Annotated in this window: 23 protein-coding genes and 1 tRNA gene; 13 read left to right on the top strand and 11 right to left on the bottom strand. The window is 38.4% G+C overall.

Annotated features, from left to right (window positions below; genetic code table 11):
* The first annotated feature begins 6 nt into the window (after positions 1-6).
* Positions 7-666 (top strand): DUF2290 domain-containing protein, encoded by a 660-nt coding sequence (locus tag FXN70_RS07520; protein WP_324646843.1) that lies wholly within the window; start codon positions 7-9, stop codon positions 664-666.
* An 11-nt stretch (positions 667-677) separates the two neighbouring features.
* Here the strand turns inward: FXN70_RS07520 and FXN70_RS07515 are convergent, their stop codons facing one another.
* The 3 genes from FXN70_RS07515 to FXN70_RS07505 all read right to left on the bottom strand — a co-directional run bounded on the left by FXN70_RS07515 (position 678) and on the right by FXN70_RS07505 (position 5000).
* Complete coding sequence (locus tag FXN70_RS07515) at positions 678-1700, bottom strand: molecular chaperone DnaJ (protein ID WP_324646842.1); 1023 nt, start codon at positions 1698-1700, stop codon at positions 678-680.
* Positions 1701-1765: 65 nt separating this feature from the next.
* Entirely contained in the window at positions 1766-3424 is a 1659-nt protein-coding gene (locus FXN70_RS07510) for a diguanylate cyclase (protein ID WP_324646841.1), read from the bottom strand.
* A gap of 109 nt (positions 3425-3533) precedes the next feature.
* Complete coding sequence (locus FXN70_RS07505) at positions 3534-5000, bottom strand: hypothetical protein (RefSeq protein ID WP_324646840.1); 1467 nt, start codon at positions 4998-5000, stop codon at positions 3534-3536.
* Between the two features lie 319 nt (positions 5001-5319).
* Here FXN70_RS07505 and FXN70_RS07500 point away from each other — a divergent pair, with 319 nt between their 5' ends.
* The 4 genes from FXN70_RS07500 (at position 5320) to FXN70_RS07485 (ending at position 8976) form a co-directional block, all read left to right on the top strand.
* The gene (locus FXN70_RS07500) at positions 5320-6006 is read left to right on the top strand and encodes a hypothetical protein (RefSeq protein ID WP_324646839.1); all 687 of its coding nucleotides are present in this window, start codon (positions 5320-5322) and stop codon (positions 6004-6006) included.
* Between the two features lie 10 nt (positions 6007-6016).
* Positions 6017-6643: a hypothetical protein gene (locus FXN70_RS07495; RefSeq protein WP_324646838.1), complete on the top strand. Its 627-nt coding sequence runs from the start codon at positions 6017-6019 to the stop codon at positions 6641-6643.
* A gap of 225 nt (positions 6644-6868) precedes the next feature.
* A complete protein-coding gene (locus FXN70_RS07490; RefSeq protein ID WP_324646837.1) occupies positions 6869-8056 on the top strand; it encodes an ammonium transporter in 1188 nt (395 codons plus the stop codon).
* Positions 8057-8193: 137 nt separating this feature from the next.
* The gene (locus tag FXN70_RS07485; RefSeq protein ID WP_324646836.1) at positions 8194-8976 is read left to right on the top strand and encodes an RIO1 family regulatory kinase/ATPase; all 783 of its coding nucleotides are present in this window, start codon (positions 8194-8196) and stop codon (positions 8974-8976) included.
* Positions 8977-8985: 9 nt separating this feature from the next.
* Here the strand turns inward: FXN70_RS07485 and FXN70_RS07480 are convergent, their stop codons facing one another.
* The 3 genes from FXN70_RS07480 to FXN70_RS07470 all read right to left on the bottom strand — a co-directional run bounded on the left by FXN70_RS07480 (position 8986) and on the right by FXN70_RS07470 (position 12863).
* The gene (locus tag FXN70_RS07480; protein WP_324646835.1) at positions 8986-10305 is read right to left on the bottom strand and encodes an ATP-binding protein; all 1320 of its coding nucleotides are present in this window, start codon (positions 10303-10305) and stop codon (positions 8986-8988) included.
* 24 nt (positions 10306-10329) lie between these two features.
* Entirely contained in the window at positions 10330-11004 is a 675-nt protein-coding gene (locus tag FXN70_RS07475) for a response regulator transcription factor (protein WP_324646834.1), read from the bottom strand.
* Between the two features lie 410 nt (positions 11005-11414).
* A complete protein-coding gene (locus FXN70_RS07470) occupies positions 11415-12863 on the bottom strand; it encodes a DcaP family trimeric outer membrane transporter (RefSeq protein WP_420714385.1) in 1449 nt (482 codons plus the stop codon).
* Between the two features lie 615 nt (positions 12864-13478).
* Here FXN70_RS07470 and FXN70_RS07465 point away from each other — a divergent pair.
* The 3 genes from FXN70_RS07465 (at position 13479) to FXN70_RS07455 (ending at position 15860) form a co-directional block, all read left to right on the top strand.
* Complete coding sequence (locus tag FXN70_RS07465; RefSeq protein ID WP_324646974.1) at positions 13479-14393, top strand: patatin-like phospholipase family protein; 915 nt, start codon at positions 13479-13481, stop codon at positions 14391-14393.
* Between the two features lie 124 nt (positions 14394-14517).
* The gene (locus FXN70_RS07460; RefSeq protein ID WP_324646833.1) at positions 14518-14985 is read left to right on the top strand and encodes an NfeD family protein; all 468 of its coding nucleotides are present in this window, start codon (positions 14518-14520) and stop codon (positions 14983-14985) included.
* A gap of 14 nt (positions 14986-14999) precedes the next feature.
* A complete protein-coding gene (locus tag FXN70_RS07455) occupies positions 15000-15860 on the top strand; it encodes an SPFH domain-containing protein (RefSeq protein ID WP_324646832.1) in 861 nt (286 codons plus the stop codon).
* A 96-nt stretch (positions 15861-15956) separates the two neighbouring features.
* Here FXN70_RS07455 and FXN70_RS07450 read toward each other — a convergent pair whose 3' ends face one another.
* The gene (locus tag FXN70_RS07450; protein WP_324646831.1) at positions 15957-16868 is read right to left on the bottom strand and encodes a farnesyl diphosphate synthase; all 912 of its coding nucleotides are present in this window, start codon (positions 16866-16868) and stop codon (positions 15957-15959) included.
* A 20-nt stretch (positions 16869-16888) separates the two neighbouring features.
* Positions 16889-17230, bottom strand: coding sequence for a zinc ribbon domain-containing protein YjdM (locus FXN70_RS07445; RefSeq protein WP_324646830.1), 342 nt, complete (start codon positions 17228-17230; stop codon positions 16889-16891).
* 286 nt (positions 17231-17516) lie between these two features.
* Here FXN70_RS07445 and FXN70_RS07440 point away from each other — a divergent pair, with 286 nt between their 5' ends.
* The 3 genes from FXN70_RS07440 (at position 17517) to FXN70_RS07430 (ending at position 19403) form a co-directional block, all read left to right on the top strand.
* The gene (locus tag FXN70_RS07440) at positions 17517-18869 is read left to right on the top strand and encodes an amino acid permease (protein ID WP_324646829.1); all 1353 of its coding nucleotides are present in this window, start codon (positions 17517-17519) and stop codon (positions 18867-18869) included.
* Between the two features lie 91 nt (positions 18870-18960).
* Positions 18961-19036: transfer RNA gene (locus FXN70_RS07435), tRNA-Arg, on the top strand.
* A gap of 175 nt (positions 19037-19211) precedes the next feature.
* Positions 19212-19403, top strand: coding sequence for a hypothetical protein (locus FXN70_RS07430; RefSeq protein WP_324646828.1), 192 nt, complete (start codon positions 19212-19214; stop codon positions 19401-19403).
* Between the two features lie 61 nt (positions 19404-19464).
* Here FXN70_RS07430 and FXN70_RS07425 read toward each other — a convergent pair whose 3' ends face one another.
* A complete protein-coding gene (locus tag FXN70_RS07425; RefSeq protein WP_324646827.1) occupies positions 19465-20649 on the bottom strand; it encodes a sugar transporter in 1185 nt (394 codons plus the stop codon).
* Positions 20650-20925: 276 nt separating this feature from the next.
* Here FXN70_RS07425 and FXN70_RS07420 point away from each other — a divergent pair, with 276 nt between their 5' ends.
* Both FXN70_RS07420 and FXN70_RS07415 read left to right on the top strand, forming a co-directional pair.
* The gene (locus FXN70_RS07420; protein WP_324646826.1) at positions 20926-21663 is read left to right on the top strand and encodes a phosphoadenylyl-sulfate reductase; all 738 of its coding nucleotides are present in this window, start codon (positions 20926-20928) and stop codon (positions 21661-21663) included.
* A 155-nt stretch (positions 21664-21818) separates the two neighbouring features.
* A complete protein-coding gene (locus FXN70_RS07415) occupies positions 21819-23186 on the top strand; it encodes a wax ester/triacylglycerol synthase family O-acyltransferase (RefSeq protein WP_324646825.1) in 1368 nt (455 codons plus the stop codon).
* Positions 23187-23238: 52 nt separating this feature from the next.
* Here the strand turns inward: FXN70_RS07415 and FXN70_RS07410 are convergent, their stop codons facing one another.
* Positions 23239-23418, bottom strand: coding sequence for a PA1571 family protein (locus tag FXN70_RS07410; RefSeq protein ID WP_324646824.1), 180 nt, complete (start codon positions 23416-23418; stop codon positions 23239-23241).
* A gap of 125 nt (positions 23419-23543) precedes the next feature.
* On the bottom strand, positions 23544-24998 hold the full coding sequence (gene rng / locus FXN70_RS07405) for a ribonuclease G (protein WP_324646823.1): 1455 nt from the start codon (positions 24996-24998) through the stop codon (positions 23544-23546).
* Positions 24999-25003: the final 5 nt, after the last annotated feature.

Below are 25003 nucleotides of genomic sequence, written 5' to 3'. Positions count from 1 at the left end.
AGGCAAATGAGCCAAAGTTTAAAGAACATTGAATCAATATTCGCTAAAATTATATTAAGCAGTAACTATCTACAAGATGGTAACTGTATTTCATGGAGAAACTACAAATCTGGAATATTAAAAAACTTATCATACCCACGTGAATATCAGATATTATTGGATCATTTTCAATATTCCTTTTTACTCAAAGATAATTCATTTATTCAATTTTATTATGAATTTGATGATGAGGATAATCTTATAAGCTGCAGATTAGCTTATTATCCCGTACCAAAGTTTTCTAATGAACGTATTGAAGATTTTGAAACTTATAGTGAAAATTGTAATGAATGGTTAGCAGAATTTTATTATGAAATTATGCTAGACATGCTACAAAATGAAAAACCTTTTTTTAATAACTCCCATGTACGTTTTGATTATGACAAAAACGTAACCTCACATTCAAAATGTCATCTACAATTTGGAGGAATAAATGACTTTCGATTAACTTCAAAGTATATAGCTTCCCCCTTTTGTTTTTTTCACAAAATTGTTAATGATTTTTTTGAATCAAGTTTTGATCAAGACTTTTTTGAAAAGCAAAATTTTATAGCATACTCAAGACACTCTATTAATAATAAAATTCACTTTGAAGATGAGAACGATATTTTTCTTATTAAAGATTAAATTTGCATCTTTCATGTAAAGTTATAACTCTCCAACAACATCTCCACTCCACTCGCTTTCCCCATAAACTGCAACCGCTTCTTTTCAGCCGTTAATTGTTGTTTTAACTCAGTACAGTCAGCATCAATACTTTTATACACCTGCGCTATGTTCACCTGCTTTGCCACATGCAAAGATTGTAAAATCTCATCCATTTGACTGTCCAATCTTACGCTTTGTGCTTGTAAAGCCAATTGATAAAACTTCACTTGCTCGGCAGAAAGTGGCTGATTGTTGAAAGACTTATTTTGCTCCAGCTGTAATTGCAATTTTAGCAAATAAAACAAATCTTGCTGTTCATAGGCTTGGCTAACCTGTTGGAACAATGCTGTTTTCTCAACTTTTTTGGTTTCATCTTGCTCACGGTCAGGGTGAATCAACGCAGTGATTTTTAAATAGACCGTTTTCAGCGATTGTGTTGCCATAAGCTCAGCTTTTTCACGTTTTTGTTGTAGGCGTTGCTGTTTGGCTTGTTCTTTGGCTTGTTGGTGCTGATGAGCATGGTACTCAAAATCTTCGTTAATAGCTTCAGTACTTGCCTTGTTTTGATTTAGTTCAACATCATCAAAAGATTGATCATTTTTTTGCTGTACAGTTTTGTTTTTCTTATTTTGACTGGCATTAAATTGCTGATAAAACCTATCTAAGTGTAGAACATCTTCAAGCTGAACCGATGTTAATAGTTTGGATGACTTTAATATTTGAACCAACTGCATCATTTTTGCATCTAACTGCAATATTTCGGCTTTGCTAAAGCTATAGCTTTGCATCAACTTAGATAGCTGTTGTAGTTGCTGAAACAACACCTCATGCAATTCCCGATAGATCGGCATGAGTTTTTGTTGCACATATTGCTGAATATCTGCCTGTGCATGTTGCCATTGCTTGAGCGTGATTTTTTGCTGTTCAATCTGCTCAATTAAAGTATTTAACTTTTTGTGTTGTAGCGAAAGTTCAGCTTTAGGCTGTGAGCGTATTCTCACCGAAAAAGACATCGTCGCAACCCCTGTAAAATAAAGCACAGTGTAGCAGATCACTCGCTTCTGCCACACTGCTATAGCTACAGCATGCTCACCACACAATTGCGTCCTTGTGCTTTGGCAGCATATAAGCCTTGATCGGCACGACGAATCGCATCATTGGCATTTTCATCCTGTGTCTGAAACACACTTACGCCAATACTTATAGTAATCGGGTGCTGTTCTAAAATAACTGCCTCTGCAATACGCTGTCGTATACGCTCTGCCAAAACCATTGCACCGTCAATATCGCTATCTGGCAATAAAACTAGAAACTCTTCACCACCAAAACGCGCCACAATATCACTACTTCTTAAATCTTGCGGTAATGATTGCGCGACCTGTTGCAACACTTGATCGCCTACATCATGCCCATAATGGTCATTAATGCGCTTAAAGAAATCAATATCCATTAACAGCACCGCATAGCTTTGCCCTTCTTCATATAAATATTGCAAATAATCATTACTGGCACGGCGGTTATATAAGCCTGTCAGCACATCATAACGCGCTAGTTTTTCAAGATGTTGATTTGCAAGCTCTAATTCACTGGTACGTTCCTGCACTTTTTGCTCTAAAGTGCCATTGGCTTCTTGTAATTGATTTTTCTGTTGTAACAAGGTTTCTTTCATGCTTTCCAAAGAATTAGATAAACCTTGAATTTCCTGAATCCGCGTTCTGGTTTTAAAATGAATATTTTCTTTGCCTTGCTCAACCTCATAAGCTTTCATGGCAAGCTTAACAATTGGACGACTAAAACTATTGGCCAGTTGATAGGTCAACCACAACAATAACAAAGACAACACTGCACTAATCAGCATAATTTTGTGTTGCAAGGTATAAACATCTGCCAAAGCAATTTTTACAGGTTGGCGAATCACCACACGCCAGCCCAAATCCATTGCCGTTTTAGCAACCACAGGCACATCACTGGTTAAATATTGCTGATCGGTATCCCATGCATCCATAAAATAATTGGCATGATTGGCTTTAAAATTGGGCGGTGTCACTTGGTCAATACTTTGGAAGGGATATAAAATATCGCCCTCTTTATTGACAATAAACACATCAATGCCTTGTTGCTTGGCATCTTGGGGCAATACTGTTTTTAATACATCTGCCGCCCAACGCCAATCTGCATGTGCTGCCAACACGCCTTTAACTTGATGCGTGATCGGATCATAAATCGGTGATGCAAAATCAATAAAACGCATTGGCTCATTCGGATCGTTTGATTTTAATAATTTCGCCAATAAAACCGCTTTGTGTACATCACCCAAATATACGTGCTGTAAACCATTGGCAAACCACGGGCGTTCCGATACATCGGCACCTTTTAGTAACTGATCGGCTGCAACAGCCACATGCCCGGACATATCCGCAATGCCAAGCCATGCGTAGTATTGATATGATTTTTTGACTTGATCAAGCTGTTGTTGCACCCGAGGATTATTAAAATCGGCTTCGGCAAAAAAAGGCGACTGACTCAATAAAATAATTTCGCGCTCGCGCTCACCCAAAGAGTTGGCTAAGGTCTGACTGGTACTTCTGGCAGTTTCATAAAGTGCTTCACCACTGCTTCGCTTCATTTGTGCAGAGGCAATCTCACCAATATATAAGGTAATACATAACCCTAAAATTAAAGACATACCCGCAAATAAAATCAGTAAGCGATTACGCAAAGAATGGACTTGAAGCATGTGATGTTCCGTTATATGAGTTTTAAATTATAATATTTATGCTCAAAAAAAGGTAAAAAAGACTGAGAATTCAGTCTTTTTTACCGATATGGCTTTTGCTTTTACACAATCATTTCGGCCCTGCATTCGCTAAAACATACTGTTTTACTGAATTTACACTCATTGGTTTCGTACCACCAACAAAATCTTTTATTGCAAGACCATATTGGCTAGACAATGCCCCACCATTAAGTTCAAACGCATCGCTACTACTAAAATTGGTATAGAAGTTCGCTTCACAATTACGCCCAAGCTTACTACTACAATAGGCATTGGCTTGTGCAATATTGCTAGAATATGGCGCAAAGACTAAATCACTTGAAGTTTTTTTGAAAATTGGTTGGAAACTACCTTTTAAATTTGCAGCATTATCAAAATAGTTTGCTTCAACAAATGCCAATACTTTCGGGCTAGTGCGAACGCCCATGTAATAATTTGATTGATATAAGTTATTCACCACATGTACCAGCCCAAGCCCAGATACAGAGTCAGATTGACCCAATTCAGGTGCACGACCAGATGTATTATGAATCCAGTTTTGCTTTAATGTAATCGTTTGATTGGCACCTAAAAACAAGAAATTCCAGTAATGGCGATTATCACAATAATGTCCATAACCTGTTGTACCATCAAAATTATTATTACTAATCACCACATTTTTTGCAGCACCCCAACCTGTTACCACAAACTGGCGACCAATGCGGGCAATATAATTGTGATCAATGACGACATTCGATGCATTATCAATAGTAATGGCATCTCCCGCCCAAATCACTTGCTCGTTAATATCAGTAATATTTAAATTCTTAATGGTGATATTACTCACACCCGCCTTAAGCATTAAACCCTTACCTTTAATTCCCGAGCTTGCCCCCAATCCAATAATGGTTTTATTTGAACCCACCAAAAGTGGATTTTGTCCTGCTTTTTTAAAGGAAATATTAAATAATGACTTTCCTTTACAATAGTCATCCACGCTTAAGATTTGCTCTTGGCCTTTGGTGTCTTTACATTGATTTTCTGAATAAATACAACCCACACTCGATGTTTGCCCATCAACATTTGTAAAATCAATAACACCATTAATTTGAATAACGCGTGGTGTGGTATCTGCACATGCTGTTGTGGTAGTCGACATCGTCGAGCACAGTGCTTTTTCCAGTTGCTGCTTTGCATCACTGCTAGACGCATTAATCACAACCGTACTACTTGTTGCAGCTAAATTTGCACTCAAGGCTTTTGTAGATGTCGCCTGTGCAAGTGATGTTAACGCTAAATTTTGCGTTTCTGCATTTTCACTCTTTGAACGAGTAGTATTGACAGATGTTGTACTGTATTGCGTCGAGTTCTCGCGACTTGAACCATTGAACGACCCAGCAGTATTTTGCTGACGCTCAACACTATAATTATGACTAATATTTGCTCCTTTACTTGGCAATGCTTCATCTGTTTTGCAAGCAGACAACACCACTAAGCATGAACATAGAGTAATCGTTTTTAAATATAATTTTTTTGACACAGAAATGCGATAATGCATAGATGGATCCAACCTTTGATATGAAATCCGGAGATACTAAGCTTGAGCAATTATTCGATTTGCATCTAATTGATTGAAACAAATAGCAGTAAATCGAGTTTAAGATTACCAACCACAAGAAAAGCAATCACAATTCTACTGTTTAATATATTAAAATTACATTAAATAACAAAAAATAATAAATAATTTAATATTTTGTTAATAATTTCTACTTATTTTATTCATGTTTTCTAGAAGAAAACGAGATTTTTTATTAAAATTTCAAAGTAAACATAAGTTTACTTTGAATTTAAATATTTTAAACTTTCAAGGAATTTCAATGAATAAGCGTTTACGTATGCCTGTTCTATATAGTGCGCTATGTCTTGTGACATCGGCATTGGTTGGCTGTGGTGGTAGCGATGATTCTTCATCAAATCAAAGTACCAATACTGTAACAACTTCTGCATCTGCAGCATCAAATGCAGCACTTGCCACTTCTCTTGCAGCAACAACTGCTTCAACAGATAAAACCAGTGCACTTGCCAATAGCTCAGCAACAGCACCGCAAAATACTGTTTCAATCGAAGGTAAAACTTTAGATAATCGTCCAAAATTATTGGCAGCATCGACAGTTGAAGGCACTATTGCTAAAGAAGTTAAAGCAGGATTAGCCGTTGGGAATTCAATGAATTACGATGTGCTATTACTCGATCAACGTGATGCACTAGATGGCAGCAATAAAACAAAAATTATGACGGCTTTAAATGAAAATAAAAAAGTCCTGATTGATCTTGGCCCTGCTGGTGCAACAAGAACAGCACGTCAAACAGCTGTACAGAACCTAGTGGGTATGTCTGTAAATGCCGATGCAATCATGATTCAAAACAGCTCAGACAAAACAGGCTACATCATCACACCTGTAGAAGCAGCAAAACCGACTGCGCTATCAACACTTTCAGACACAGATGCAACAAGTAATCCTTCTGCACCAGTGAATACCACCAAAAATATTTTTGGCCTTTAAGGAGAATACAATGTTTGCATTCAAAAAAACTGCTGCTCTTGCATTGTCAATCTCTGCTGCCTTTGTATCGGTTCATGCCACAGCCGATGCATGTTTCCGTGATGACTATTCACATAATGCAAGTAGAATGGGTGATCAAGACTCTTGGGCGATTGGGAAAACACAAGCAAGTACAACTTGGGATGACTGGATTTGGCGTGGTCCAATCTTTAAGTGCACATCAACAGGAACAATTAGCTGTGCTTATGCATGGAATGAAACCAAAACAACTGGATATTCTTGGGGCGTAGGAACATCCTTAGATATGCCTAAAGGGCTACCTATCGTAGGTGACATTTTATCTTTAGTGCACTTTAATGCAAATTATAGTCGCAACCAATCTTTCTCTACAGCCTTCACTTGGACTGTCAACATCCAACCTGGTTACTACGCTCAGCCTGTTCAAGTTGTGGTACGTCGTTGGACAAGTGGTGACTTCCAAGGCATGCAAGTTAATACAGGCCGTAAGTGTGTTTGGGGTGGCGGCTCTGATGTTCATGATGGACATTGGTATACTTGGGATGGCTCTTTACGTTATGGCAGTTGGCATACAAACAAAGAGGAATCACGTTATGCCACCTATTATGTGCATAAATAATATATTCACGTAATACAATGTGCACTGTTAAATGAATTTTACAGTGCACTCTTTTTATCTATTTGCATAATTAACTACAAATTGGTGCGTTTTTTGCTTTAAATGAGCCAATATTTCCATCATTGTACTTATAGCGCTCATTTTTTATTTATTTTGAACTATTTTGATGCACTAACATCGCATAGTTTGATGCAATAAAAATTTAGCACTCAGTTTGAGCATATTATGCAAAATATCGATCTCCTATTTTTACTTCTAGGCGCAGTTCTCGTTCTTGCCATGCATGCTGGCTTCGCTTTTTTAGAACTTGGTACAGTTCGACATAAAAATCAGGTCAATGCTTTAAGCAAAATCTTATCAGATTTCTCTATCTCAGCGATCGCTTATTTTTTTATCGGCTACTATATTGCCTATGGTCAACATTTTTTCCATAGTGGTACTGAGTTAGCCGCACAGCATGGCTATAACCTTATGCGCTGCTTCTTTCTTCTAACTTTCGCCGCAGCAGTACCTGCTATTATTTCAGGTGGAATTGCAGAACGCGCCAAAATGCGACCACAAGCAATTGCAACCTTATTTTTGGTGGGCCTCGTTTATCCTTTTATTGAAGGTCTCATTTGGAACAATAATTTTCATTTCCAAGATCAATTACAACGTTTTTTTGGTGCGCCATTCCACGACTTTGCAGGCTCTGTTGTCGTGCATGCTGTAGGTGGATGGATGGCATTGGCCGCAGTTTTATTATTGGGTGCACGCCATGGCCGCTACCGCAAAGATGGTGCAGTTTCTGCACATCCACCCTCATCTATTCCATTTTTAGCCTTAGGTTCATGGATTTTAATTGTCGGCTGGTTTGGCTTTAATGTAATGAGTGCACAACGCGTTGATGCAATTTCCGGTCTAGTGGCAATTAACTCTTTAATGGCAATGGTCGGTGGTACGCTTACTGCAAACCTAATGGGTAAAAATGACCCGGGCTTTTTACATAATGGCCCACTTGCAGGCTTAGTTGCAATTTGTGCAGGTTCAGATATTGTGCACCCTATTGGTGCACTTGTAATCGGCGCAATAGCAGGAATCCTATTTGTAAAACTTTTCACTTACACCCAAAACAAACTTAAAGTCGATGATGTGCTTGGTGTATGGCCAATGCATGGTGTTTGCGGTGCCTTTGGTGGCATTGCAGCTGGAGTCTTTGGACAATCATGGCTTGGCGGCTTAGGACATGTGTCATTTTTAGCACAATGTATTGGTACTCTCATCGCCATTATCATTGCATTTAGCGGTAGCTTCCTCATTTATGCTGTTTTAAAAGCCAGCATCGGCATTCGACTCAGCCAAGAAGATGAATACCGTGGTGCAGACTTGTCCATTCATCGTATTTCTGCCAATGCAGAAGAAAGTAAATTCTAAATCTCATGCTTTAAGATGATGTACTTTCCTACATCATCTTGACAAAATTCATCTGAATAACTGTATGCCACACATAGCAGAGCAATCTTTTTTCACGTAAGATAAGTCGCTCATTTAGATGTGATTTACGCTTTAATATGGAAAAATATCAACTTTTTTTAGCCAAGACCGCCAGTCAGCAAATAGATTCAATCCAATCGTATAATATTGATGGCATAAAAGTTTGGTTAAAAAAAGCATCCAAGCGACATCCTAAATGGTTATATATGCTTGCCACTTGGGCAACACGTCTATTTAACGTTCAGCTACTCACGCCTGTACCCAATTATGGTGGTGCAGCATCAATTCAGTGCGAAGCTGCACGTATTGAAAGTTTAGCTGCCATTGGTGTACATGTTCCTAAAGTTTTAGCTGTGTCTGATCAAGGTTTACTTATTCAAGATATTGCGTCAGATGATCATCAGCTTATGCAGCTTGACCAAACCTTAGCAATTGCAGAAGATTTTAATCGACGTTTTACCCTATTTAAAAAAGCAGCCGAAGAAATTAAAAAAATTCACTTACACAATGGCTATTTAAGTGAAGCCTTTGGACGCAATATTTTAGTCGATCGTGATTTAAATATTTCATTTATTGATTTTGAAACAGATCCAATTACCGTTCTAGATTTGGCCACTTGCCAAGCCCGAGATTGGCTATGTTTCTTATTTTCTACTGCATTTAGATTTCAAGAGCATGAACGTCCACAGGTCGAGCAATACATCAACCAACTCTTACACGACCAACCGACTAGTCTATATCAACTAAGTAAACTTGGACGCCGTTTTGGATGGCTCAACAAAGTTAAAGTTGAAAAAACAGGCAATGATGGTAAACGAATGAAAATATTTTTAATGCTTTTACAAGGCTTAAAAGTCTAAATTAAATTATTACGACAAACTCAAAGGAAGTTTAACCATCACTTTCAATCCTTTAAGTTCAGCACTTTGTGCAAAAGTTAATTCTCCACCTACACGCTGAATAGCCTTTTGCACAATTGACAATCCCAAACCACTCCCCACCTCTAAATGATGATGCACACGGTAAAACCGTTTTAATACAGCATCATATTGCTCGGCAGGAATACCGGGACCACTATCTTCAATCACAATAAACGCATCCTGCGCTATGCCTGCATAGACTGAAATATTAATCACGCCGGCTTCTGGAGTATATTTAATTGCATTATCAATCAAATTATAGATAACCGAATGCAAGGTAGGTTCATAGCTATGCAAAAAGACTTGATCATTACGCTCAAAGCCCAAATCAATTTCTTTTTCCATCGCCAAATTCATCAATTGTTCAACACAATTTAACGCCACATGATTCAAGCAAATTTTTCTCGGCATCTCCACAACATTCATCGATGCATCTTGTTTCGCCAACGACAAAAGCTGACTGACCAAATGTTGAATTCGCGCCAAACCTTTACTTAAATTAATTAATGCGGCATTTTCAGGAAAATCACGTAATAAAATTTTAGTTTGTAAATTAAGTGCTGTAATTGGCGTTCTCAATTCATGTGCTGCATCAGCAATAAATTGTTTTTGTTCCTGCTGTGTTGCCGAAATCCGATCGAATAAATAATTAATTTCATGAATTGCGGGCAATAATTCAATTGGATATTGTGCTTCTTCAATCGGACTTAACTCATTAGAGTCACGCTGCGCCAGTTCATTTTTCATATCGTCCAGTGGTTTTAACCCACGGCGAATCATCCAAAAAATCATTAATAACACAAAAGGCATAATGATAATATAGGGTAAAACCATGCTTCCTGCGAGTTCTAAAGCCAGAACTTGACGTACTCGTTCATGCTGACTCACCTGTATTTGAAAGTTTGGGGTGGGTAGCACATAGGTATACCACGTGCCATTTGGAGTTTCGCGTTGATAAAAACCTGCTGTTTTTACTTTAGGACTCAACAACGGATTTTCACGAATATCGCTTAAATCTTGATAAGACCAAATATCAATGAGTAACTCTTGATCGACATCATTTTTATCTAAATTAAATGCACTGTGCATTTTTTTCAAATTAAATACAGTTGCACGTTTGGCAAGAAACTCCATTTGTGTATCTAAAATACGGGTAAGTTCTTTATTGGCAATATGATAAGTTGAGAACATCAAAATACACGCCATCACAAAACTTAACAGCGAGGTCAACAGAACGAGACGTGTATTTAACGATGTACGTTTTGACATAAGCTATCCAAAACCGAGCTTGATTTAGTGATGTCCTAAACGATACCCCAAACCACGAATGGTACGAATAAAATCTTTGCCTAATTTTGCCCGTAAATGATGAATATAAACCTCGATGGTATTACTCGAAACTTCACTATCAAAATCGTACAACTTATCTTCTAGATTTGCTTTAGAAAAAATTTTGTTCGGATGCATCATCAGCGGCGTTAAAATTGCCCATTCACGATTTGATAATTCAACCATTTGCCCCTTATATTTCGCAATATGCTGCTCAATATCTAACACTAAATCGCCATTTACCAAAACTTTATCATTTTGTGTATTTTGTGCTTCAATGCCTGCACGGCGCAACAGCGCTTGAATACGGGCAAAGAGTTCTTCAAACTCATACGGTTTAACCAAATAGTCATCTGCGCCTTGGTTTAAACCATCCACACGATTTTCCAACTGATCTCTTGCTGAAATAATTAACACAGGAATTTGGGTTTTTTGTCGAATTTGTTTAAGAACCTGCATACCATCCATCATGGGCAAGCCAAGATCTAGCAAAACAATATCAAAGTTGTGCTTGCCTAATGTTGCTAAGCCATCTACACCATTATTCACCCACTCCACATCAAAACCATGATATTTCAATAAGGTAATGGTGGACTCAGCAATCATAAAATCATCTTCGATAATTAATATCTTGGCCATGCCTCACACTCTAATTCGATTTAAAAGTGAATAAACTCACTCTTTTTGTAAAATGAATAATGCTAATCGCTCGACGAGAATACTCATCAAAATCAATATATACAGAATTTATCTATAAAGGAAAGTCTTGCACTGCTCGGTCAAAAATGGATACAACCGATACCTATATCTTAACTGAATGCAGATCGTTTTATATATAACCGGACAATCACAAAATACGGTATGCGCTTTCATCCTCGCAATGTATAAGGATTAACTTAAAAAACACTTAAACAATCGGTTAGATTAAAACATAACACTAAAGTCAACAAAAGCTATCAATATTTTTATTGTTATTTTTGACTTATTCCAAAAGAAAAACCACCTAACAAATAGGTGGTTTTTTAAACTTTATGCAATGATAGAATCAATTAGAAGCTATATTTCGCCATTAAGTTAACACGTGAGTAATCACCTTTGTTGTCTGTTGTTGCAGTACTGCTTGCAAAGGTTTCACGTTGACCATAAGTATATTCCATACCTAAGTCTAAGTTTTTAACAGGGGTGTAGAAGCTATTAACAAGAATATTGTATAAATTTTTATTAAGTGATGGAGCCTTTGCAGCATAATCAGTATCATCTTTGTACCAAATTGCACCTGCTGCAATATTCGAACGCCATTTTGGTGACCACTTATGTCCATAACCAATCAGGCCTGTGTCATATTCACCTTCATAAATAGAAAGGTCACCTGTTGTTGGATTCTGATAAGCAACATAAGCAGCATTTGCATAAAGTAAATACTTGCTGTCACCTTTAATATGATAATAGTTAGCAAAAAGCGTATCATTCGGAGTTAAATTATACTTACCACCAACACCAACACCCCAACCCAATTTAGTTTCGTCAACATTATCATTTAAAGAAATACGGTTCTCATGCAACATCCCATGTACTTGCAATAAACCTTTTTTATCAGCTGTTGTAACATCGTAGCGAGCTGTCAAAGCAGGTAAGCGGTTACCACCGCTTGTATTTGCTGTTTGAGTAGATGTCGTAGTCGCCACACCATTAACTGTAGTAGTTTTCGAGAATACAGTTGAAGCTGTTGAATTGTTAATGTTATCAACATCACCGCCTTCTAATGCCACCAATAATTTTTGGTTTGCAGTTAAAGGTTGAGTATAGCGGACTTGAACTGTACGCGTTGAACCATAGCCCATTGCACCGTTAAAGTCGACTGTATCTGGTGATGTATCCGCATTTACAAATGGAGAAGTGGTTTGACCAACCAACCAGTTGCCTAAAGACATATAGGCATGACGAATACGGAACGAACCGTTACCATTTGTCGTTTGTGAACTGCCTGTTGCAGAACCAGCAAAGTCAGCTTCAATTTTACCGGTTAAGTCGCCATATTCAGTTGGACGAACAATGTCTAAACCAATGCGCGAAGTAGCAGCTGAGACATTTAGGTTGTTTTTAGTTGCATTTGCAGAGTTTAATGGCACTGAATTGCTGTTATTTGAAATACTTGGTGATGGGTTGCCTTTTAAGTCATACGTACCATCTACACGCACGCTACCATAAATTTTAACTTGGGTTTGACCATCTGGCAAAGTCAACCATCCTGGCTTTCCACTTGCAACAGTTGGTGCAACTGGCGCAGGTTTAGCTGCTGCAAGTTCAGATGTTTGTTGCAATTGTACCGCTTGGTTCTGTTGTTGGTTTGACAGTTGTTGTACCAACTGCTGTAACTGTGCAACTTGTGCTTTAAGTGATGCAACATCTTGCGTTGTTGTTGCCGCTTGAGTAGACCCCACTGCACCAAAAAGTAACGCTGCGCCAATTGAAGCAGATAAAACATTAACTTTAATCACGTATTTTCTCCATAAAAATAGCTTATAGTTTTGGAAGTTCCGACACTATATCTAAACAAAGATAACAAAATGATGACAATCCTTGTATAAACTTAATCTTTCTTACTTATTCCATATACTTCTATACAAGCAAGTGAAAGATTTACACAAAAACATAACGGTAAATCCTTACTTTTCCAATAGTCTGTTACATCTTTTTTAATCATTTTTTTAATATTTTGATTAATTTTAAAACAAAGTTTGAAATCTATTCGACTTTAATCGGACATAATAACGTCAAATTAAATTAAAATTCAAAATTAAATCGAATAAAACGATGTTAAATTTATAAAATCAATTTTATTCAGTCGCTTTTAGAATAGTATCAGTAAATAAATCTAATCAACTCACACCCAACAAAGACCCAGTGTGATCATTCTTATTTATCATATAAAATAATCTTTCCCAAGTAAAAAACATACAGCAATAACGCACCATATTTATACATTTTTTCATCTTCACAAAGATGCCATACATGGCAAAAATCACACAAAAATCTTTTGTAACACGACTAGCCATTATGGGCTAAATCTGTTCTGATGCAGGATTATTTTTACCCTCAATGATAAAGCTATGATGTTAAAGTTTGCACAATGGTCAGGTCTTGCGCTACTCAGTGTCGCTTTATTTGGCTGTGACACCACTGGTACAAAAACACCCGCTCCAACTTTAAAAGCTCGCGAACCTGTTATTGCACTTGCATTAGGTGGTGGCGGTGCAAAAGGATTTGCTCATATTGGTGTAATTAAAATTTTAGAAGCCCATGGTATCCATCCACAAATTGTCACAGGCACAAGTGCAGGAAGTTTTGTGGGGAGTTTATATGCTAGCGGAAAAACACCGTATCAACTGCAACAAATGGCAGCACAGCTCAAAGAATCCGACTTGCGCGATTTAACTTTAAGCCGAGAAGGTTTTGTTGTTGGACAAAAATTACAAAACTATATTAACACTCAAGTCAATAATAAACCGATGCAGCAATTTCCCATTCGCTTTGCAGCAGTTGCTACACGCCTAGACAATGGTGCAAAAACGACCTTTATTAAAGGCAATGTTGGACAAGCGGTACGTGCTTCGTGCAGTATTCCAAACGTCTTTTTACCCACAACAATTGCAGGGGTAAAATATGTCGATGGCGGTTTGGTGAGTCCAATTCCAGTCAAAACTGCTCGTAGCATGGGTGCAGATATTGTAATTGCAGTCGATATTTCAGCACGCCCAACAGGTGGATCAAGCAATATGCTTGGGCTACTTGACCAAACCATCAATATTATGGGGCAACAAAGTATTAATGATGAACTTAAACAAGCGAGTGTTGTGATTCAACCTAAGGTTGGGAAAATCGGCGCTTTAGATTTAAATGCGGGACAAGCGGCAATTTTAGAAGGTGAGCAAGCCGCACAACAAAAAATTATTGCAATTCAAACAGCAATTGCAAATTTCAAAAAATCACCAGCAGCATTTAAACCTGCACCACGTCCAAGCATTTAACACGAATGTGATACTTCTTTCTTTAAGATGATCCTAAACCGATCATCTTTTTTTATATTTTCTAATTATGTTATAGTCATTTCAGCACAATAATTCAATAAACGAACATCACTAGAGGCGCCCTATGACGCTTATTTTAGAACCTTGGCATTGGTTTGTCGTCGGTATTGTACTCATGCTATCCGAACTTATTCTTACAGCCTTTGCTGCATTATGGTTTGGTATTGCCGCGGTTATGGTCAGTATTTTACTGTGGTTATTTCCTTGGATGAGTTTAAGTTTACAACTGATTACATGGATCATTCTTTCAATTGTATGCACCATTTTATGGTTTAAATTTATAAAACCCTTATCAACAGATAAAACCAAAGCAGGCTTAGCCCGAGAAGCCACCATTGGTCAGGTCGGTATGGTCATCCAAACGGGACTGAGTCATGAACAAGTTAAAGTTCGCTTTCCTGTACCTGTATTAGGTGCAGATGAATGGATCTGCCGAACAATGACCCCAGTCGCTGTGGGCGATCGGGTGAGTGTCGTTGATATTCTTGGCAACGATTTAGTGATTCAACCCTATCGCTCTACACCTCTTTAAATAAGGAAAATAAAATGAATTTTACAATCATCATGTTTGCCCTGCTCATTTTTGTCGGGATCACCATTTTTAAAGGTGTGCGAATTGTTCCACAAGGTTATAAATGGATTGTACAACGCTTAGGTAAATATCACGTCACTCTCAATCCGGGCTTAAATTTTGTAATTCCTTATATAGATGAAGTCGCCTATAAAATTACCACCAAAGACATTGTGCTTGATATTCCATCACAAGAAGTCATTACCCGTGACAATGCGGTTTTGGTGATGAATGCCGTAGCCTATATTAATTTAACTACGCCAGAAAAAGCGGTTTATGGCATTGAAAACTTTAACTGGGCGATTCAAAATTTGGTGCAAACTGCATTACGCTCTATTGTTGGGGAAATGGATTTAGACGATGCGCTTTCATCACGTGACCATATTAAAGCCAAGCTAAAAGCCGCAATTTCTGATGATATTGCCGATTGGGGAATTACCCTAAAAACCGTCGAAATCCAAGATATTCAGCCATCTCCAACCATGCAAGCTGCAATGGAAGCACAAGCTGCGGCTGAACGTCAGCGCCGTGCAACTGTTACCCGTGCCGATGGCGAAAAACAAGCAGCTATTTTAGAAGCCGATGGCCGTTTAGAAGCTTCTCGCCGTGATGCTGAAGCACAAGTAGTTCTTGCCGATGCATCTCAACAAGCCATTAGCATGATTAGCAGTGCCGTAGGTGATAAAGAAACCCCTATTGCCTATTTACTTGGCGAACAATACATTAAAGCCATGCAAGACATGGCGAAGTCGAACAATGCAAAAACAGTGGTTCTCCCTGCCGATGTATTAAGCACAATCCGTGGAATTATGGGTAAAGTTCCGCCTTCGGCTTAAAAGATACTAAAAAGGGTTTGATACATTTATATCAAACCCTTTTTAACAATGCAGAAGGTCAAAATAATGATGAATGACGACTCATATCACATACAATTAATAATGTCGTGACAATAAAAACTGTGTAATTTCATACAGTGATTTAGCATCTTCACCAAAATAAGCCAAAGCCTCTAAAGCTTGGTCATGCAGTTGCTGGGCATAGTTTTTGGCTTCATCTAGACCCAACAAAGCAGGATAAGTCGATTTCTCTACTTGCACATCTTTTCCCGCGGTTTTGCCTAGTACCTCTGTATTGGCAGTAATATCTAAAATATCATCTTGCACTTGAAATGCTAAACCGATTGCCTGTCCAAACTGACGCAACTGCGTGATTGCAAGGTCTGTTCCTTTAAATACAGTCACGGCAGACATCATTATCGCGGCTTGAATTAAAGCACCTGTTTTATTGCGATGAATATTTTCAAGAGTAGACTGATCAATACGTTGACCTTCGGCAGCCAAATCGAGGACTTGCCCACACACCATTTTAGAACTTGAAGTCGCTAACAGTTGCATTTGTTTAAACATAATCTGCTGATCTACCGCAACACCTTGGTCAAACAAACGGCTCGATAACACTTCATACGCCATCGATTGCAAAATATCTCCCGCAAGCAATGCTGTACTTTCACCAAATACGATATGACAAGTTGGTTGACCACGGCGTAAGGCATCGTTGTCCATACAAGGTAAATCATCATGTACCAGTGAATAACAATGGACTAATTCAACCGCAACCGCAGCGCGACGCACTGCTGCCATATTTGGGTTATTCGGTTGTAGAGCTGCCGTTGCATAACACAGCGCAGGACGCACGCGTTTGCCACCAAGCATGACTGCATGATGTACCGCACTTTTGATTGGCTCTGGCAAACCAAAAGCATCGAGAGCTAAAGTTAAGTCTTGTTGAATTTGTTGCTGAGCAGATGTTAAAACCTCTGCAAAAACCGATGTAGTTGCTGACACGCTTGCCTCTGCAAAGATAATTAAGCTTTTTTCACAAATTCTGATTTGAGCTTCATCGCCCCAATACCACTAATTTTACAATCAATATTATGGCCATCGGCTGCATCTGCTAGCAAACGAATACCCTTTACTTTCGTTCCGACTTTTACAACCAAAGATGAACCTTTAACTTTTAAGTCTTTGATTACACTGACCGTATCACCATCTTGTAGCGGATTACCATTAGCATCTAAAATAATGCTATTTTGCTCTGCTTGCGCTTCGCCTTCTTTCCATTCATGACTACACTCAGGACAAATTAGAAGTTCGCCATCGGCATAGGTATATTCAGACTGACATTGTGGACAAGCAGGAATGGTCATGCCATTTTCTCAAAAATAAAAATATTATCGCCTGTATACACATTTTTTTCAAAATTATCTTTATCATCCATAATACAGCGATTTAATGCGAATCGAATAAAGCCTTAAAACAAGCATTGCGATATAACAATTGCACTGGATTGATGCAATAATATGCTCAGTTAAAGTGCGGTTTTTACAAGTAAAAAAATAAACCACCAGTCAAGATAAAAACTGTATCGATTACTAGGCGAAATATAACCAATCGATTACAATCCAAGTGATTTCATCTCGAGCTGTAAGACACGTGAGCAATAAAACACAACTTCAGCGAGGCCTAAAAAACCGTCACATCCAGCTCATTGCGATGGGTGGAGCCATTGGAACGGGGCTATTTTTAGGTTCTGCGCAAGTCATCCAGTCTGCTGGACCATCAATTATTTTAGGTTATGCCATTGGCGGTTTAATTGCATTTTTAATTATGCGCCAACTAGGGGAAATGATTGTTCATGAACCGACTACAGGTTCATTTAGTCATTTTGCCTATCAATATTGGGGTAAATTCCCAGGCTTTATTTCAGGTTGGAATTATTGGATTTTATATATTTTAGTGGCGATGTCTGAGCTAACCGCAGTCGCAAAATATATTAATTATTGGTGGCCATTTATTCCTGCATGGGTATCTGTACTGTTTTTCTTTGTGGTCATTACCTTGGTTAATTTAGGCAACGTCAAGTTTTATGGCGAATCAGAGTTCTGGTTATCGATTATTAAAGTCACCGCTGTCATTGCTATGATTATTTTTGGTATCGTGCTTTTGGTAACGGCAGAGCCAAATTCTATTTCTAGCGTAAGCAACCTATGGACACACGGTGGATTCTTTCCCAAAGGCTTTGACGGGCTGTTTTATATGCTTGCCTTTATTATGTTTGCCTTTGGTGGGATTGAACTCATTGGTATGGCAGCAGCTGAAGCCGAACAACCTGAAAAAACCATTCCAAAAGCCATTAACCAAGTGGTCTTTCGGGTTTTAATTTTTTATGTTGGCTCATTAGCTGTATTGCTGTCTTTAGTCCCTTGGGATCAACTACAACTCGGCAGCTTAGACAAAAGCCCATTTGTGATGATTTTCAGCCAACTTGGAATTGGTTGGGCCGCAAGCATTTTAAACTTTATTATTTTAACCGCTGCGCTTTCTGTTTATAACAGTGGCATGTATGCCAATAGTCGGATGCTGTTTGGTTTAGCCGAACAAGGGAATGCACCTAAAGTTTTTGCCAAAGTGAATAAACAAGGTGTACCTATTCCTGCTGTTCTTTTTTCAGCACTGTTAATTTTTGGCTGTGTCTTGCTTAACTATTTTGTACCAGAAGATGCTTTAAGCCATTTGATGTACATTGTTGTCGGTGCTTTGGTTTTGAATTGGGCAATGATTTCGTTAACCCATTTAAATTTCAAGAAAAAAATAATTGCAGAAGGTATTAAAACTACCTACCCATCTTTTTTATATCCAATCACCAATTATATTGTACTAATTTTTATTGCAATTGTGCTTTATATTATGTGCAAACAAGGCTTTCAAGAATCTGTAATTATGATTCCTATTTGGATAGTATTGATGTTTATTTTGTTTAAGCTGCTAAACAGCAAGAAAAACTAAATTTACAATCAATACTTTCTTTTTTAAAAAGTTATTGCACTGCAATAACTTTTTTTTTGCGCCAAGTTCAGCTAGAGTAGCGACTATGATTGCGGTCTTAGCTTAACTGGATAGAGCAGTTGCCTCCTAAGTGACCGACGTGGGTTCGAGTCCCGCAGACCGCACCAAATAAACTGCTTATTTTAAGTATTTAAAAAGAATAATTAACTTACAATATATAAATATAACGAAAGGTCAAAAAAATACAGAAGTGCTACAATGACCCACAGCAACAATACTTAGTCTCTAGTTAAATAAATATACACTAAAATACAACCCTATAATGTAACTTTGGAGAAAACTATGTCTGATGTTATTGAACTAATCAGCCCCGTAACCTTAGAAAAAGAAGGCTACCCACCACTGCACTTCACTAAAGGAACCTTGTTTAAAGTTGAACAAGACTTCCCGAATTGCTATTTAGTCCGCACTGACCAAGGTTTTACCTTTACTTTAGACAAAAACAACGAAAATAAAACTTGGGTTAAACTTTAATCATTTTTATAAAAAAATAAGCCGCTTCTATTTGCGGCTTATTCTGAATATTTTATAATTTTTACGAAGATTTAAATTCGGGACGTAGAATCATTACGGTACATAAGCATAGCCCCACTATAGCAACACTCATCCCAACCCAGCCAATTGCAGTTAAACCAATCTGTAAACTGATAAAACTGCCAAGCAATGCACCTGCACCAATGCCAACATTATACAAACCAGAATAAATCGACATCGCGACATCTGTTGCGTCAAAAGCAAACTGTAGAACTTTGGCTTGCATGACCAAACCAAAACTCATAATCGCCATCCCCCATACTATAGTAACAGCAGCAAGGCTGATGAAGCTAACCGAAAAAGGCAACAATAATGCCATACTCACAGCTATGGCGAAGCAGGAACCGACTACAAACCAACGTTGTTTATTCCGACCAAAACGACTAAATAAGATTGATCCTAAAATACCCGACCCACCATATAGCAAGAGCAATGATGTTGTTTGCTCTGAACTTAAATGCGCAATACGGATTGCGAATGGTTCAATATAACTATACGCCGTAAATTGTGCAGTAATCACAATTACGGTACTTGCAAATACCAGTAATAATGCCGGTCGCTTAAATAATAATGCAAGACTTTGAATTGAACCTGAATTTTGACTCGGTAAAACAGGTAAAGTTTTGGCTAAAACCAAGGTTGTGATTGCTGCTAATAATGCAATTAAACCAAAAGTATTGCGCCACCCAAACATTTCGCCGACCACGCGCCCAAATGGAATTCCAAGTACCAGAGCCAGCACCGTTCCTGTAGATAATAAACCCAGTGCTTGCATCCCTTTTCCTTCAGGTGCAACGCGCACAGCTAAAGATGCGGTAATCGACCAGAAAATTGCATGGGAAAAAGCAATTCCAATTCGACCAAGCAATAAAACAAGAAAACTTGAGGCAAAACTCGATAAAATATGGCTAAAAATAAACACCACAAAAATCGAAAGAAGTAACTGTTTACGCTCCATCGTTTTGGTAAGCAACATTAGTGGCAATGAAACCAATGCAACAACCCAAGCATAAATTGTCAGCATAATGCCTACTTGTGTGGGTTGCATTGAAAAACTCGTAGCAATATCCGACAAAAGTGCAACAGGTACAAATTCAGTGGTATTAAAGATAAAAGCAGCTAAGGCCAGAGCAATGACACTTGTCCAACTGCCCTGAATATGAGGTACTGGAGAAGAAACAGTCATAAAATGTAGATAAAAATCCAAAGAGCATAATGAAAATATTATATGATGACTGTTTCAATAGGGCTATGCCTCATCTGTATTCAATTGATACATGATTAAATTTTTACAATGATGCAATCAAAGGCTCAAATATCATTTTACTGCAAGTTGTAAAGCATTTTTAGCGATAAGCTTTGAACTTTTAATGCTAAGTCAGTTTTATGATTTACTTTACAATATTTAAGCTTTAGCCCGATCTTTGCACCTTAGCCTCCAAGCTGACCGCCAGGAATAATCATGACGACCACCATTCCATCTATTGACCATATTGATGCACTTGCTGCTGAATATACCGATAAATCGCCCTCAGAAATTTTAGAATTGGCACTGAATCAACAAGGTGAAGTTGCAATTTCTTTCTCTGGCGCAGAAGATGTCGTGTTAATTGATATGGCTTATCGCCTACGTAAACCATTTCGGGTATTTAGCCTAGATACGGGTCGCCTGCATCCCGAAACCTATCAATTTTTAGAAAAAGTACGTGAATTTTATAAAATAGAAATTGAAATTTGTTTCCCTGAAGCTGAGGCTGTACAGCAATTTGTCAAAGAAAAAGGACTATTTAGCTTCTTTAAAGATGGACATCAAGAATGTTGTGGCGTACGCAAAGTACAACCATTACGTAAAAAATTAGCCACTTTAGATGGTTGGGTGACTGGACAACGCAAAGATCAAAGTCCAGGTACACGCAATGATATTCCCGTCATTCAGGCCGATGTTGGTTTTTCAGGTCCAAATAAACAATTAATCAAATATAATCCATTAGCAAATTGGTCAAGTGCCGATGTATGGAATTATATTCGCATGATGGAGATTCCATACAACCCATTACATGAACGCGGTTTTATTTCAATTGGCTGTGAACCGTGCACTCGTGCTGTTTTACCCAACCAACATGAACGTGAAGGTCGCTGGTGGTGGGAAGAAGCGACGCATAAAGAATGTGGCTTGCATGCAGGTAACTTAAAGAAATAAGTAAATTAGCACACATAAACGTGCTGGTTCAGCAATTGGACTGGCACAGCCTGCATTTAATGCCATTCTATCCTTCTATTTTTTATATCACCGTTTATACTTAGCTTAATCTTCATAATTAAAATGCTTACAGCATAGGCAAGAAGGCAAATCCCATGCGACCATTACACCCAATCGATCTTATTTTTCTCTCTTTAGAAAAAAGACAACAGCCAATGCATGTGGGTGGGCTGTTTTTGTTTAAAATTCCCGATAACGCACCTTCGACCTATATTCAAGATCTTGTTCAAGATATTCGAAATTCAAAAAGTATTCCCTTGCCGCCTTTTAACAACAAATTGAATGGCTTATTTTGGGATGAAGATCAAGAGTTCGATTTAGATCATCATTTTCGTCATATTGCCTTGCCGCATCCGGGGCGGATTCGTGAATTATTGGTCTATATCTCACAAGAACACGCTACTTTGCTCGATCGTGCTAAACCCCTTTGGACCTGTAGCATTATTGAAGGTATTGAAGATAATCGTTTTGCGATGTATTTCAAAATACATCATGCCATGGTCGATGGCGTAGCAAGTATGCGTTTAATGGAAAAATCTTTTTCCAAAGACCCAGCTACTTTAACCATCGTACCACCTTGGTGCATTGACAGCCGTAAACAAAAAACCAAAAAGCCAAATCTTGTTCGTCGTTTAGGGCATACAGCACTGAATCTCAAACAGCAAGTAACAGCCACACCTGCGGTCTTTAATGAATTATTCCAAGCGGTACAAGAACGTCGTTATAACCCCGACTATGTTTCAAGTTTTCAAGCACCTGCAAGCATTTTGAATCAACGCATCACCGCTTCACGGCGCTTTGCAGCACAGTCTTTTGCCTTTGAGCGCTTTCGACGTATTGCAAAAGCCTTAGACATGACCTTAAATGATATTGTACTTGCCGTATGTTCAAGCGCATTACGTGCCTATTTAATTGGCCTCAATAGCCTGCCAAGTAAGCCACTAATTGCGATGGTACCAACTTCTATTCGTAGCGATGATTCGGATGTCAGCAATCGGATTACCATGATTTTAGCCAATTTAGCCACACATGTAGCAGACCCAATTGAACGGGCTAAAATTATTTCTCGTAGCGTCAAAAACTCAAAAATGCGGTTTAGTCGAATGACATCAAGCCAAATTTTAAGCTATAGCGCCTTTGTATATGCCCCTGCGGGTTTAAATATTTTATCGGGAATGCTACCCAAACATCAGGCATTCAATCTTGTAATTTCCAATGTTGCAGGCCCACGCGACCCCCTATATTGGAATGGCTCAAAGCTTGAAGCACTTTACCCTGCTTCAGTGGTTTTCGATGGCCAAGCCCTGAACATTACCCTCACAAGCTATTTAGATAAACTTGAAGTTGGAATTGTGGCTTGCCGTAAAGCATTGCCAAAAGTGCAAAATTTATTGGTTTTATTAGAACAAGCCATTCAAAGCTACGAGAATATTTTAAATTTAGATGTGATTGACGTTGAATAGATCAAACTCATGTTCTGACACAAAACAAAGGGCGTCTCTTTCGCCCTTTGTTTTAATTTTTGACTGTACGACACAATTTTAACAGTTCAATACAAACATCTTGCACCATCGTGGTGGTAATTGGCACTTCCTTGCCATGCTCATCCAACATATAACAATCATTCTGTGCTACATGCTGCTCAGCAGTTTGTTGAACTTTACGATTAATACTGTTTTCTTCACAAATTTGCATAATGCGCTCCCCAATGGCTAAGACCGTATGTCTTTGGCTAGAACCTAGAGCTATAGTATTGAAAAATGTGAATCAAAAGTAAAATCCTAGTTGTAACAAGGCTTAAGCGATATCTTGTTACAACTTTAACTTAAAATGATATCATATTGCTCTTGCGTATATAGACTTTCCACCTGAAATTTAATAATTCGGTGGATAAAGTGCTCTAAATCGGCCACCGCAGGTGCTTCGGCTGTTAACAATCGGTCAATCACCATTGGGTTCGCAACAACAGTAAATCCAGCTTGAGACTGATATGCACGCGCATAACGCATAATTTCACGAAATATTTCATAACAAATTGTTTCAGCAGTCTTCACAAAACCTCTTCCCTGACAGGTTGGACAAGACTCACACAGCAAATGTTCTAACGATTCACGGGTGCGCTTACGAGTCATTTCCACCAAACCCAGTTCAGATACTTGGGTAATTTTGGTTTTAGCATGATCACGCTCAAGCATGCGTTCAAACTGTTTTAACACTTCTTCACGATGTGCAGCTTCTTGCATGTCAATAAAGTCGATAATTAAAATACCGCCTAAATTACGCAAACGTAACTGACGAGCAATGACCTCGGTGGCTTCCATATTGGTTTTAAAGACAGTGTCTTCTAAACTGCGACCGCCCACGTATGAACCTGTATTCACATCAATAGTTGCCATTGCTTCAGTTTGATCAATCATCAAATAACCGCCCGACTTAAGTGCAACACGGGTTTGTAAGGCTTTTTGAATGTCTTCTTCCACATTGTATAAGTCAAACAGTGGACGTTCACCTGGGTAATGAATTAATCGATTCAACATTTCAGGCATGAACTCACCAATGAAGTCTTTGAGCTTAGTATAGACTTCACGTGAATCGATATAGATTTTCTGGGTTGTTTCTGATGCTAAATCACGCACAATCCGTTGTGGTAATGGCAGCTCTTCAAAAATTAATGATGGCACAACAATACTACGTTGTTTACGTTGAATATACTCCCAAAGTTTAGCTAAATAAGCCATGTCTTGAGTAATCGATGCTTCATCCACACCATCGGCAGCAGTACGGACAATCACACTGCCTGGTAATTTAAACTGGCTTTGAATTTTTTCAATAATGGCTTTTAAGCGCTCACGCTCTTGCTCAGATTCAATGCGCTGAGACACCCCGATGTGATTACCAAAAGGCATTAAAACCAAATAACGCGAAGGAATAGAAAGGTCGGTGCTGAGACGTGCACCTTTTGTGCCGAGCATGTCTTTCATGACTTGTACAGTCAGGGTTTGCCCAGGTTGTAACAGCTCAAAGACATTTGGCGTGGTTTGCGAACGTGGCCACACCATATCATTAATATGTAAGAAAGCCGTGCGAGACAAACCAATATCGACAAAAGCCGCCTGCATGCCCGGTAAAACACGCACAACTTTGCCTTTATAAATATTCCCCACTAAACCACGTTTTACGCTACGTTCAACAAATAATTCATTGGCCGTACCATTTTCAATTAATGCAACGCGGCATTCCATCGGCGTGACATTGATCAGCAATTCATCTGACATAACGA

Source organism: Acinetobacter sp. MD2 (assembly GCF_035615575.1).
Classification (GTDB): domain Bacteria; phylum Pseudomonadota; class Gammaproteobacteria; order Pseudomonadales; family Moraxellaceae; genus Acinetobacter.
This window is presented reverse-complemented; position numbering and strand designations above follow the sequence as displayed.